At 72.4% G+C, this 11,984-nt stretch carries 9 protein-coding genes; 8 read left to right on the top strand and 1 reads right to left on the bottom strand.

The annotated features are described in order from the left end of the window. Positions 1 to 1,513: 1,513 nt before the first annotated feature. The 7 genes from ACFZAU_RS21460 to ACFZAU_RS21430 all read left to right on the top strand — a co-directional run bounded on the left by ACFZAU_RS21460 (position 1,514) and on the right by ACFZAU_RS21430 (position 9,232). Complete coding sequence (locus ACFZAU_RS21460) at positions 1,514 to 2,872, top strand: phosphomannomutase/phosphoglucomutase (RefSeq protein WP_500553526.1); 1,359 nt, start codon at positions 1,514 to 1,516, stop codon at positions 2,870 to 2,872. A gap of 187 nt (positions 2,873 to 3,059) precedes the next feature. After that, a complete protein-coding gene (locus ACFZAU_RS21455; protein ID WP_431967699.1) occupies positions 3,060 to 3,239 on the top strand; it encodes a Trm112 family protein in 180 nt (59 codons plus the stop codon). Between the two features lie 145 nt (positions 3,240 to 3,384). Beyond that, positions 3,385 to 4,536 carry an SIS domain-containing protein gene (locus tag ACFZAU_RS21450; protein ID WP_499611082.1) on the top strand — a complete coding sequence of 384 codons (1,152 nt, stop codon included), beginning with the start codon at positions 3,385 to 3,387 and terminating at the stop codon, positions 4,534 to 4,536. Between the two features lie 4 nt (positions 4,537 to 4,540). Next, positions 4,541 to 5,749: a mannose-6-phosphate isomerase, class I gene (manA, locus tag ACFZAU_RS21445; RefSeq protein ID WP_500553525.1), complete on the top strand. Its 1,209-nt coding sequence runs from the start codon at positions 4,541 to 4,543 to the stop codon at positions 5,747 to 5,749. 95 nt (positions 5,750 to 5,844) lie between these two features. Beyond that, positions 5,845 to 6,789 carry a cation diffusion facilitator family transporter gene (locus tag ACFZAU_RS21440; RefSeq protein ID WP_500553524.1) on the top strand — a complete coding sequence of 315 codons (945 nt, stop codon included), beginning with the start codon at positions 5,845 to 5,847 and terminating at the stop codon, positions 6,787 to 6,789. A gap of 238 nt (positions 6,790 to 7,027) precedes the next feature. Next, entirely contained in the window at positions 7,028 to 8,479 is a 1,452-nt protein-coding gene (gene ahcY / locus ACFZAU_RS21435) for an adenosylhomocysteinase (protein WP_500553523.1), read from the top strand. Positions 8,480 to 8,608: 129 nt separating this feature from the next. Beyond that, the gene (locus ACFZAU_RS21430; protein ID WP_500553522.1) at positions 8,609 to 9,232 is read left to right on the top strand and encodes a hypothetical protein; all 624 of its coding nucleotides are present in this window, start codon (positions 8,609 to 8,611) and stop codon (positions 9,230 to 9,232) included. 23 nt (positions 9,233 to 9,255) lie between these two features. On the opposite strand, the gene ACFZAU_RS21425 is transcribed toward ACFZAU_RS21430, so the two are convergent. Beyond that, positions 9,256 to 10,287, bottom strand: coding sequence for an RDD family protein (locus ACFZAU_RS21425; protein WP_500553521.1), 1,032 nt, complete (start codon positions 10,285 to 10,287; stop codon positions 9,256 to 9,258). Positions 10,288 to 10,381: 94 nt separating this feature from the next. Here ACFZAU_RS21425 and ACFZAU_RS21420 point away from each other — a divergent pair, with 94 nt between their 5' ends. Further along, the gene (locus tag ACFZAU_RS21420; RefSeq protein ID WP_500553520.1) at positions 10,382 to 11,389 is read left to right on the top strand and encodes a stage II sporulation protein M; all 1,008 of its coding nucleotides are present in this window, start codon (positions 10,382 to 10,384) and stop codon (positions 11,387 to 11,389) included. Positions 11,390 to 11,984 lie beyond the last annotated feature (595 nt).

The raw sequence follows: 11,984 nt of genomic DNA, 5'->3' as shown, positions 1-11,984 counted from the left end.
GGGCCTTGGCGGTGGTTCGGCGTGTGGCGGACTTCCCGGCCGGCGCCCCCGGGCGGGCACGTCGGTGCGACTCCGGACCGGCGCTGTCGGCTACCTCTTCGCTGGTCCCGTGGCACTTCGTGGTGGTGCCTCCGGCCGGGTACGACCGGCCGCCTTGTGTCCGCCTCCTGACTGGCACCCGTGGCCCTACTCGTCCAGGGCCTTCGCGCCGGCCCGATTCCTGCAGGGCCCGACCCGCACCCGCGGGGACGGCACCTCGCGTCCGAGTCCTGATCGGCCATCCCCGGCAGGCACCCTGGCCACTCCGCGTCCCTCTCCCAACTGAACCGCCGCCCTGGGCCTCCGCGCAGGCCCGACCCTCACGGGCCCCCGCGACCGCCCCCCGACGCTGTCGCCTCCGCCCGGCTGGCATCCCTGACAGGTCTCCTCGGCCACCTCCTCGCCGACACCTCAGCACCTCGGTCTGGTACCTGCGGCAACCGTCTCCTGACCGGCATGTGCCGCCGCTCCCCGTCCGTCTCGTGACCCGTGACGCGTCCTGGGTCGTCGCCAGGCTGACCCCGCTCCTGCCGGCACCCCGGCTGGAATGCCGGCGTCGGGCACCCAACTGGCCTGTCCCCGACTCCTGATCGACACCCCCGGCCTCGCGGGTGACCGCGCTCGCGATGGACCTCGACGCCCCGCTCCCGGCAGTCCCGGGCTGCCTACTGCACTGGCCCGACGCTCTTCCGCGCAGCGCTCTCTGCAGGGGCGACGCCCAGGGGCCTACAGACGCCCCCGCGGCAGGCGCCTCCGGCGGCATCCCCACCGGTGCGCCTCGCCCCACCCGCCCGGAGCGGGAGTGCCGGCGCGCGCTCTCGGCGGACCGCAACGCCCCGCGCAGCCGTACCGCGCTCACGGAGAGCAGGGTCAGCACCGACTCGCTGCGCTCGCGCCGCGCCTTTTGCGCGGCACGCTGTTGTCCGCAGACTTGCCCTCGTTACGCCGACCCCCATGTGCCTGCGGCCCACCCGCACCTTGTGAACCGACGCTCCTCAGCCCAGCAGCGATTTGGGGGCGGCGCGCTGGTCCGTCGCCTGCCGGACCCGTGGGCCGGCCGGCACGACCGGCCGCCCCGCGTCCGTCTTTCGATCTGTGCTCCCCGGTCGCCCATTCCGAGCCATCGCGTCGGCCCGGCTTTTGACGGGTCCTCCGGTTGGCACGTCCGGCGTCGCGGACCAGAGAGCCGTCGCCGTGTTCGCGGCTGACTGGGGCGCCCGGCTCAACGTCCTGCCCCTGCCCGCCTTGCCCCGCTCGCCGAAGACACCGCCGGGGGCCCTGCACGGCACACCGGTCTCCGCAGAAGCGCCCCCAAGGGCCGACGGCCGCCCCGCAAACAACAGGCGCCTCCGCGCACACCCCCGGGGCCCGCGCTCGCGCGGCATCCGCGTCGGCCCGTTCGGATCCGCCCGGTAGGTTGGCTCTTGCCACGATCCATCCACCGGCAACCGGATTCCAGAGCGGAGCACATGCGGTGACCGACCTCTCCCAGCTCGTGAAGGCGTACGACGTCCGCGGTGTCGTCCCCGACCAATGGGGCGAGCCGCTCGCCGAGCTCTTCGGCGCGGCCTTCGTGACCGTGACCGGCGCCGACGCGATCGTGACGGGCCACGACATGCGGCCCTCCTCGCCGGGCCTGTCCCGGGCCTTCGCCCGTGGCGCCGCCTCGCGCGGCGCGAAGGTCACCGAGATCGGCCTGTGCTCCACCGACCAGCTGTACTTCGCCAGCGGCAGGCTCGACCTGCCCGGCGCGATGTTCACCGCCAGCCACAACCCGGCGCAGTACAACGGCATCAAGATGTGCCGCGCCGGCGCCGCCCCCGTCGGCCAGGACACCGGCCTCGCCGAGATCCGCGAGCTGGTCGAGCAGTGGTCCGAGACCGGCCTCCCGGCGAGCGACGCCACCCCCGGCGAGGTCACCCAGCGGGACATGCTCGCCGAGTACGCCACCCACCTGCGCACCCTGGTCGACCTCGGCTCCATCCGGCACCTCAAGGTCGTCGTCGACGCCGGCAACGGCATGGGCGGGCACACCGTCCCCACCGTCTTCGACGGCCTGCCCCTCGACCTCGTCCCGATGTACTTCGAGCTCGACGGCACCTTCCCCAACCACGAGGCCAACCCCCTCGACCCCAAAAACATCGTCGACCTGCAGGAGAAGGTGCGGGAGACCGGCGCCGACATCGGCATCGCCTTCGACGGCGACGCCGACCGCTGCTTCGTCGTCGACGAGCGCGGCGAGCCCGTCTCCCCGTCCGCGATCACCGCCCTGGTCGCCGCCCGCGAACTGGCCAAGCACCCCGGCTCCACCGTCATCCACAACCTGATCACGTCGTGGACCGTGCCGGAGGTCGTCAAGGAGCACGGCGGGACGCCCGTCCGCACCCGCGTCGGCCACTCCTTCATCAAGCAGGAGATGGCCCGCACCGGCGCCGTCTTCGGCGGCGAGCACTCCGCGCACTACTACTTCCGCGACTTCTGGAACGCCGACACCGGCATGCTCGCCGCGCTCCACGTCCTCGCCGCTCTCGGCGGCCAGGACGGACCGCTGTCCGCGCTCGTCGCCGAGTACGACCGCTACGCCGCCTCCGGCGAGATCAACACCGCCGTCGACGACCAGGCCGGCCGCACCGCCGCCGTCCGAGCGGCCTACGCCGACGCCCCGGGCACCGGAACCGACGAGCTCGACGGCCTCACGGTCACCGGCGACGGCTGGTGGTTCAACCTCCGCCCCTCCAACACCGAGCCGCTGCTGCGCCTCAACGTGGAGGCCCGTGACGCCGAGCTCATGGCCCGCGTCCGCGACGAGGTCCTCGCCATCGTCCGCGCCTGACGGCCGCACCCGCCGGAGGAGGCGGCGCACGCGGCGCGCTCCTCCGGCGGAGCCGGGGACCCGACACGGTCACGCGGGCCGGAGCCCCCGGCGATAGGCTGAATCCGCCGGTCCGGACGCGTACGCCCGCACACGGCGGACATCCGGAAACCACGACGACACTACGAACACAGGGGAGACGCCACCCATGCCGCTCGTCGAAGCCAGCCTCCTGGAGATCCTCGCCTGCCCCGCCTGCCACGCGCCGCTGCGCGAGGACGTCGAGGCCACCGAGCTCACCTGCACCTCCGCCGACTGCGGCCTGGCCTACCCCGTGCGCGACGACATCCCCGTCCTCCTCGTCGACGAGGCCCGCCGCCCCGCGTGACGCGACCCGGGACCGCCCGCTGCCGCGCGCCCGCCCGCCCGGCAGCCACCGCCACGGCGGCCCCCGCCCGCAGACCACCCGCGCCGCACCGCACGGCGCCACCGCGACACCCGACACGACCGGACCGGACCGGAGGTCACCCCCGATGCTGGACGAGACGCTGCTCGACGACCCCGACGCCCTCGCCCGCGCCGACACCCGCGGCCTCCTCCTCGGCGTCGCCGCCGCCGGCGCCCGCGTCCGTACCGCCGCCCGCCTCGCCCAGGAAGCAGGCGTCGGCGAGCTCAAGCCCGACGGCCGCCCCCGCAGCGTCCTCGTCGCCGGACCCGGCGCCGTGGCCGTCGCCGCCGTCGCCGAACTGCTGGCCGCCCTCGGCAACGGCAGCGGACCCGTGCTGTCCCTGCACCCCACCGGCCCCGCCCCGTACGACCTGCGGTGGAACCTCCCCGGCTGGGCCGGCCCCCTCGACCTGCTGCTCATCGCCAGCCCCGCGGGCACCGAGGCCGGCCTGGCCGACCTCATCGAGCAGGCCTACCGCCGCGGCTGCACCGCCGCCGCCGTCGTCCCCGCCGGCTCACCCATCGCCGAGGCGATCCAGCAGGTACGGGGCATGGTCCTGCCGTACGCCCCCGCCCCCGACCCGGCGTCCGTCGCGGGAGTCCTCGGCGAGGCCGCCGACCCCGCGGAGGACCTCGGCGCCTTCTGGGCGCTGCTCACCCCGCTGCTCGCCCTCGGCGACCGCATCGGCCTGTTCGCCGCGCCGCCCGACGCCATCGAGCGCGCCGCCGACCGCCTCGACGACGTCGCCGGCCGCTGCGGCCCCGCGACCGCCACCTACAGCAACCCCGCCAAGGCACTCGCCTCCGAACTCGCCGAATCCCTGCCGGTGATGTGGAGCGAGGGACCGGTGGCCGCCGTCGCCGCCCGGCGCTTCGCCGCGGCCATCGCCGCCCGCGCCGGCCGCCCTGCCCTGCACGGCGAACTCCCCGAGGCGCTCGACACCCACGGCGCGCTGCTCGCCGGCTCCCTGGCCGGCGCCCTCGACCCCGAGGACTTCTTCCGCGACCGCGTCGACGAGCCCGAGGACCTCCGCCTGCGCGTGGTGCTGATGCACCGCCCCGGCAACGTCGCCGCGAGCTCCGCCCCGCTCGCCCGCGAACTCGCCACGACCCACGACACCCCGATGAGCGAACTCGCCCCCGCCGAAGGGGGGGACCTCGAATCCGCCGTCGAACTCCTCGCCGTCGCGGATTTCGCCTCCGTTTACCTCGCCATCACCTCCACCGGGAGATCATGACCGCATGGACCGCCTGACCAACACCATCCGCCCGTACGCCTGGGGATCGGCCACCGCCATCCCCGAACTGCTCGGCACCACCCCCACGGGCGAGCCGCAGGCCGAACTCTGGATGGGCGCCCACCCCGGCGCCCCCTCCCGCATCGACCGCGGCAACGGTCCGGTCCCGCTCGACCAGGTCATCACCGCCGACCCCGGCGGCGAACTCGGCGCTCCCGCCGTTGAACGCTTCGGCCCCCGGCTGCCCTTCCTGCTCAAGCTCCTCGCCGCCGGCTCCCCCCTCTCCCTGCAGGTGCACCCCGACCTAGTCCAGGCCGCCGCCGGCTTCGCCGACGAAGAGGCCCGCGGCATCCCCGTCGACGCCCCGCACCGCAACTACAAGGACGCCAACCACAAGCCGGAGATGATCGTCGCGCTCACCCCCTTCGAGGGACTGTGCGGCTTCCGCCACCCCGAGGAGACCGCGGCCCTCCTCACCGGCCTCGGCGTGGACTCCCTCAAGCCCTACGCCGACATCTTGCGCGCCCACCCCGAGGAGGCCGCGCTCCGCGAGGTCCTCACCGCCGTGCTCGGAGCCGAACGCGACGCCATGGCAGGCGCCGTGGACGAGGCCGCCGAGGCCGCCGCCCGCCTCGCCACCGAGGACGGACCGCACGCCGACGCGTACGCCGCCTACGCCGCCATCGCCCACGCCTACCCGGGCGACCCCGGCGTCATCGCCGCCATGCTCCTCAACCACGTGCGCCTCCAGCCCGGCGAGGCGCTCTTCCTCGGCGCCGGCATACCCCACGCCTACCTCAGCGGCCTCGGCGTCGAGATCATGGCCAACTCCGACAACGTCCTGCGCTGCGGCCTCACCCCCAAGCACGTCGACATCCCCGAACTGCTGCGCATCGTCCGCTTCCAGGCCGGCGACGCGGGCGTCCTGCGCCCGGAGGCGTCCCCGGACGGCGAGGAGCTCTACGCCACCCCCATCGACGAGTTCAGGCTCTCCCGCTACTCGCTCGCCGCCGGCGCCGCCCCCCGCACGCCCGACGACCGCACCGCCCAGATCCTGCTCTGCACCGAGGGCACCGCCACCCTGCGCACGCCCGGCGAGCCCACGGCACCCGAACTCACCCTGGGCCGCGGCCAGTCCGCCTACGTTCCCGCAGGCGAGCGGGTCGAACTCACCGGCGAGGGAACCGTCTTCCGGGCCACCGTGGTGGCCTGACGCACCACGTGAACCACGGCCTGCAAGAATGTCCCGCCGTAACGCCGTAAAGACCGGGCAAAGACCAGGGCCGAGGGAAGGGACCACCAGCACCTATGAGCGCGTCAGGCGGAACCAAGGCGATCGTCGCCGCATTGGGCGCCAACCTCGCCATCGCGGTGAGCAAGTTCGTGGCGTTCGCCTTCAGCGGCTCCTCGTCGATGCTCGCCGAGGGCGTGCACTCGGTGGCCGACTCGGGCAACCAGGCGCTGCTCCTCCTCGGTGGCAAGAAGGCCCAGAAGAAGGCCACCGAGGAACACCCCTTCGGCTACGGCCGTGAGCGGTACATCTACGGCTTCCTCGTCTCCATCGTGCTGTTCACCATCGGTGGCGTCTTCGCGCTCTACGAGGGCTACGAGAAGGTCCAGCACCCCCACGAGATCGATGCCTGGTACTGGCCTATCAGTGTCCTGGTCTTCGCGATCATCGCCGAGGGCTTCTCCTTCCGCACCGCGATCAAGGAATCCAACCTGCTCCGCGGCAAGCAGAGCTGGGGCCAGTTCATCCGCACCGCCAAGGCCCCCGAGCTCCCCGTCGTCCTCCTCGAGGACTTCGGTGCGCTCGTCGGCCTCGTGCTCGCCCTCGTCGGCGTCGGCCTGTCCCTGCTCACCGGCGACGGCATCTGGGACGGCATCGGCACCCTCTGCATCGGCGTCCTCCTCGTCGCCATCGCGCTCGTCCTCGCCTCCGAGACCAAGTCGCTGCTCCTCGGCGAGGCGGCCGGCCCCGAGGTCGTCGCCCGCATTCGCGAGGCGATCGTCGCCGGCGACACCGTCACCCGCGTGATCCACATGCGCACCCTCCACCTCGGCCCCGACGAACTCCTCGTCGCCGCCAAGATCGCCGTCCAGCACGACGACACCGCCACCGAGGTGGCCCGTGCCATCGACGCCGCCGAAGCCCGCATCCGCGAGGCCGAGCCCATCGCCCGCGCCATCTACCTCGAACCCGACATCTACCGCGAGCAGTCCGCCGCCCCCACCGCCCCCGCGGCGGACTGACCCGCCCCGGACGACCTCCGCGCACCTTCCGGACGCGCCCGGCCACTCGGTGTAGATTCGTCACTAGCCAGACGTCGCTGCTGATGGCGGTCGGGCGGTCCGGACACGGGCCGGCCGAGGGAGAGAGGGCCTCCGACGGGCTGAGCTGCGGTCGAGGGATAGGCATGTCCGCATGCCTTCCCACGCCCCGCAGCGGAAAGCCGATGTCCGTTCTGGAAGCACCCCACGAGGAGACTGCATGTCCCCCGTCAACAACGACTTCAAGGTCGCCGACCTCTCCCTGGCCGCCTTCGGCCGCAAGGAGATCACCCTCGCCGAGCACGAGATGCCCGGCCTCATGGCCATCCGCGAGGAGTACGCGGCCTCCCAGCCGCTGGCCGGCGCCCGCATCACCGGCTCCCTGCACATGACCGTGCAGACCGCCGTCCTCATCGAGACCCTCGCCGCCCTCGGCGCCCAGGTCCGCTGGGCCTCCTGCAACATCTTCTCCACGCAGGACCACGCCGCCGCGGCCATCGCCGTCGGCCCCCACGGCACCCCCGAGAACCCGCAGGGCATCCCCGTCTTCGCCTGGAAGGGCGAGACCCTCGCCGAGTACTGGTGGTGCACGGAGCAGGCCCTCACCTGGCCCGACGTGCCCACCGGCGGCCCGAACATGATCCTCGACGACGGTGGCGACGCCACCCTCCTCGTCCACAAGGGCGTCGAGTTCGAGAAGGCCGGCCAGGCCCCCGACCCCTCCACCGCCGACAGCGAGGAGTACGAGCAGATCCTGCTGCTCCTCAACCGCACCCTCGGCGAGAACCCCCAGAAGTGGACCCAGCTCTCCTCCGAGATCCGCGGCGTCACCGAGGAGACCACCACCGGGGTCCACCGCCTGTACGAGATGCAGCGCGACGGCACCCTGCTCTTCCCGGCGATCAACGTCAACGACGCCGTCACGAAGTCGAAGTTCGACAACAAGTACGGCTGCCGCCACTCCCTCATCGACGGCATCAACCGCGCCACCGACGTCCTCATCGGCGGCAAGGTCGCCGTCGTCTGCGGCTACGGCGACGTCGGCAAGGGCTGCGCCGAATCGCTGCGCGGCCAGGGCGCCCGCGTCATCGTCACCGAGATCGACCCCATCAACGCCCTCCAGGCCGCGATGGACGGCTACCAGGTCACCGTGCTCGAGGACGTCGTCGAGACCGCCGACATCTTCGTCACCACCACCGGCAACCGCGACATCATCCTCGCCGAGCACATGCAGCGCATGAAGCACCAGGCGATCGTCGGCAACATCGGCCACTTCGACAACGAGATCGACATGGCCGGCCTCGCAAAGATCCCCGGCGTCGTCAAGGACGAGGTCAAGCCCCAGGTCCACACCTGGACCTTCCCCGACGGCAAGGTCCTGATCGTGCTGTCCGAGGGCCGCCTGCTCAACCTGGGCAACGCCACCGGCCACCCCTCGTTCGTGATGTCCAACTCCTTCTCGGACCAGACCCTGGCCCAGATCGAGCTGTTCACCAAGCCCGAGGAGTACCCGATCGGCGTCTACGTCCTGCCCAAGCAGCTCGACGAGAAGGTCGCCCGGCTCCACCTCGACGCCCTCGGCGTCAAGCTCACCACCCTCCGCCCGGAGCAGGCCGCCTACATCGGCGTCCCGGTCGAGGGCCCCTACAAGCCGGACCACTACCGCTACTGACGCCGCCCGGGCCGCCCGCGCGACGGCGCGGCACCGGTCCCGCAGGCACCACAGGAGCCACCCCGCAGGCCCCCGCCCCCGGCGGGGGCCTGCCCCGTCGGGCCCCGGCCCGCTTTGTAAGGTCGAACCATGCCCCGCGGCCGCTACTCGTTCCACGACACCCACGACCACACCCCCCTCGGCGAAGAACACTTCCACTGCGCCACCGGCCCCACCGGCTGGCGCTACACCGCCCAGAACACCCACCCCGACGGCGGCCACGCCGGCTCCGTCGACCTCACCGTCGACGAACTCGGCCGTCCCATCCGCCTCGAACTGCATGCCGCTGGCTGGCAGGTCCGCGGCGCCGCTCTCGACGGCCTCACCTGGGTCCGCACGGACCCCTCAGGCGAACACGCTCAGGAGGGCAACGTCCCCGGCCACGCCTTCACGGGCGCGTCCCCCGCGTTCTACATCGCCACCGCGCGGCTGCTCCGCCTCCGCCCGGGCTCCCCGGCCACCCGCGTACGTCTCGTCGCATTCCAGCCCCCCGTGCTCGCACCCCGCACCCTCGACCAGTCGTGGGCACTGATCAAGAGCGAAGCACACCCCACTGACAACGCCCCCCTGCTCGTGGACGAGTACCAGGTCAACGACCTGGAGACCGGGGAACAACACACCGTCCACATCGCCGGCGACGTCGTCCTGTCCGCCCCGGGCATCGAACTCGAGGACCTCGAGTCACCCCCGTCCGTGTTCCCGGCGACGGACTGACACCCCGGCGCCGCGGCACCACCTCAGGCCGGAGGCGCGAAGCCCGTCGACGACGAGGGCGAAGGGGACGAGGACGAAGAGGCCAAGGACGGAGAAGAGGGCTCCGGTGCCACCGGCCCCCGCGGAGCCTGTTCCCCGCGCACCGGCGGCGCAACGTCCTCCCGCACCCCGCCGTCCGGACCGGGCGTCCCCCAGCCCACCGGCGCCGACCCGTCCGCAGGACCCTTCCCCGGCCCCACCACCCCGAACGCCCCCGCTTCCACCGGCCCGCCGACCGGAGCGCCGAAGACCCGGCGCGCGTCCCGCGCCTGCCGCTCCGCGACCACTGCCGCCAGGAACGCCGCCGGCGGCGTCCCCTCCGGCACCGGCGCCCCTGTGCACGCCACCACATCGCCCGCGAGCCGCTCCGCCATCGACCAACCCACCTGCGGGTCCAGCTGGTGCACCCGCGACAGGAACTGCCGCACCGCCAGCCACAACCCCTCCGGCACCGCCGACAGGTCCACCCCCGCCAACTGCCCCGCAAGCCACGGCGGCGCGGGCGGCAACGGCCGCGCCGCCCGCGGCACCGGAATCCGCTCCCGCACCACCAGCGTCCCCGCGAACACGTCCCCGACCCGCCGCCCGCGCGCCGACACCAGCGAGGCGATGCACGCGATCACCCCGAGGAACATCTGGATCTCCACGACCCCGACCGTCCCCCGCACCAGCGCGTGCCGGAACCGGATCGGCCCGCCGTCGTCGCGCACCACCCGCAACCCGCAGGCCAGCTTCCCCAGCGACCGCCCCCGCGTCAGCGTCTCCACCGCGATCGGCACCCCGATCAGCACCAGCAGCAACGAGGCCACGTACACCGCGGCGACCGCCGCGTCGTCCATCGACGCCGTCGCCACCGCCAGCACGATCGAGACGACCAGATAACCGCCGATGTACACGACCCCGTCCAGCGCCGCCGCCAGCGCCCGGCTCGGCAGCTTCGCCGTGTGCAACCCCAGCTCGACGGCCTCACCGGTCACCAGACGCCCGGCACCGTCCACCGCGCTCGCCTCAGTCATGCGGGAACCTCCTCCTGCCCACCCCGGACCCGGAGCGCCCAGTCTGCCCCTTCTGCCAAGCTGGGACCTCCCCGGCCAGCCAGGAGCAGCGCCCATGGACCTCGACGTCTTCGCAGCCGCCCACCACCACGAGTGGGACCGGCTCGACGCCCTGCTGCGCCGGCGGCGACGCCTCACCGGGGAGGAGGCCGACGAACTCGTCACCCTCTACCAACGCGCCGCCACCCACCTCTCCCTCGTCCAGTCCAGCGCGCCCGACCCCGCACTCGTCGGACGCCTCACGACCCTCGTCGCCCGCGCCCGCAGCGCCGTCACCGGCGCCCGCACCCCCGGCTGGCGCGACGCGGTCCTCTTCTTCACCCGGGTCTTCCCCGCCGCGGTCTACCGCTCACGCCACTGGTGGGTTCCCACCGCGCTCGTCTCCACCGCGGTCGCCGCGCTCATCGGCTGGTGGGTCGCCACCCACCCCGAGGTCCAGTCCGCCATCGCCGCCCCCGAGGAACTGCGCGCCCTGACCCGCCCGGGCGGCGAGTACGAGACGTACTACTCCAGCCACCCCGCCGCCTCCTTCGCGGCCCAGGTGTGGACGAACAACGCCATGGCCGCCGGCTACTGCCTGGTCCTCGGCGTCTTCCTGGGGCTGCCGGTCCTCTACGTCCTCTTCGAGAACATGCTCAACCTCGGTCTCGGACTGGGCCTCATGGGCTCCGCCGGCCGCCTCGACACCTTCCTCGGGCTGGTCCTCCCGCACGGTCTCCTCGAACTGACCGCGGTGTTCGTCGCGGCCGGTACGGGACTCCGCCTCGGCTGGACCGTCATCGACCCCGGCCCGCGTCCCCGCCGTACGGCGCTGGCCGAAGAAGGCCGGGCCGCCATCGGCATGGCCATAGGCCTCGCCGCAGTCCTCTTCGTCTCCGGCGCCATCGAAGGGTTCGTGACCCCTTCCGGCCTCCCCACCTGGGCCCGCATCGGCATCGGCGTGACCGCCGAGCTGCTCTTCCTCCTCTACGTCTTCGTCGTGGGGCGCCGAGCCGCCCTCGCAGGCGAGACGGGCGACCTGGAACGCGGCGACCGCAGCGACGTCCTGCCCACCGCGGCATGACCCATTCGGCCGACGCCGGCGATGTGCATCTGCGGTGGCTGACCTGCTAGTCTCCTCTTCGCCCCAAGACACCTGTTGACACGGGTGGCGTGGGGAGGTAGATTCGAGAAGTTGCCACGAACGGAGACGTTCGGAGGCCAGCGGCTAGGATCTAGCCCGCTTCGAAAGACCATCGATCGCACAACACCTCTCAGAAAGAACTTTCTGAGTGGTCTTTTGTGTCGCTGTTCATAGAGGCAAAACCCCGGCGGTAATCGGGCCCGAAAGAGTCTGATAAAGTCGGAGACGTCAAAAGGCGAAAGCCCGAAGACAAAAACCCCGCTCCAATAGGGGGCCGGAAACGAAGAGCGGAAACGCGAAACGGATCTGGTAAGGTTGGAGACAGCGAAGGGAAAGCCCGGAGGGGCCGGTGAAACGGTCTCAAAGGAAGCTTCCGTTCCTTGAGAACTCAACAGCGTGCCAAAAGTCAACGCCAGATATGTTGATACCCCGTCTCCGGGCCGTACGGTCTGGGGCGAGGTTCCTTTGAAGAAAAACACAGCGAGGACGCTGGGCACGTCGGGATTATTCCTCCCGATGGTGCCGCTCTCGTGAA

It is taken from the genome of Streptomyces sp. NPDC008238 (assembly GCF_042956445.1).
Lineage (GTDB): Bacteria > Actinomycetota > Actinomycetes > Streptomycetales > Streptomycetaceae > Actinacidiphila.
This window is presented reverse-complemented; position numbering and strand designations above follow the sequence as displayed.

Bases quoted from the DNA above. Each gene is read 5' to 3' on its own strand.
- ACFZAU_RS21455 (WP_431967699.1), top strand. From the start codon at position 3,060: ATGCCGCTCGTCGAAGCCAGCCTCCTGGAGATCCTCGCCTGCCCCGCC.
- ahcY (WP_500553523.1), top strand. From the start codon at position 7,028: ATGTCCCCCGTCAACAACGACTTCAAGGTCGCCGACCTCTCCCTGGCC.
- ACFZAU_RS21420 (WP_500553520.1), top strand. From the start codon at position 10,382: ATGGACCTCGACGTCTTCGCAGCCGCCCACCACCACGAGTGGGACCGG.
- ACFZAU_RS21425 (WP_500553521.1), bottom strand. From the start codon at position 10,287: ATGACTGAGGCGAGCGCGGTGGACGGTGCCGGGCGTCTGGTGACCGGT.
- ACFZAU_RS21430 (WP_500553522.1), top strand. From the start codon at position 8,609: ATGCCCCGCGGCCGCTACTCGTTCCACGACACCCACGACCACACCCCC.
- manA (WP_500553525.1), top strand. From the start codon at position 4,541: ATGGACCGCCTGACCAACACCATCCGCCCGTACGCCTGGGGATCGGCC.
- ACFZAU_RS21440 (WP_500553524.1), top strand. From the start codon at position 5,845: ATGAGCGCGTCAGGCGGAACCAAGGCGATCGTCGCCGCATTGGGCGCC.
- ACFZAU_RS21450 (WP_499611082.1), top strand. From the start codon at position 3,385: ATGCTGGACGAGACGCTGCTCGACGACCCCGACGCCCTCGCCCGCGCC.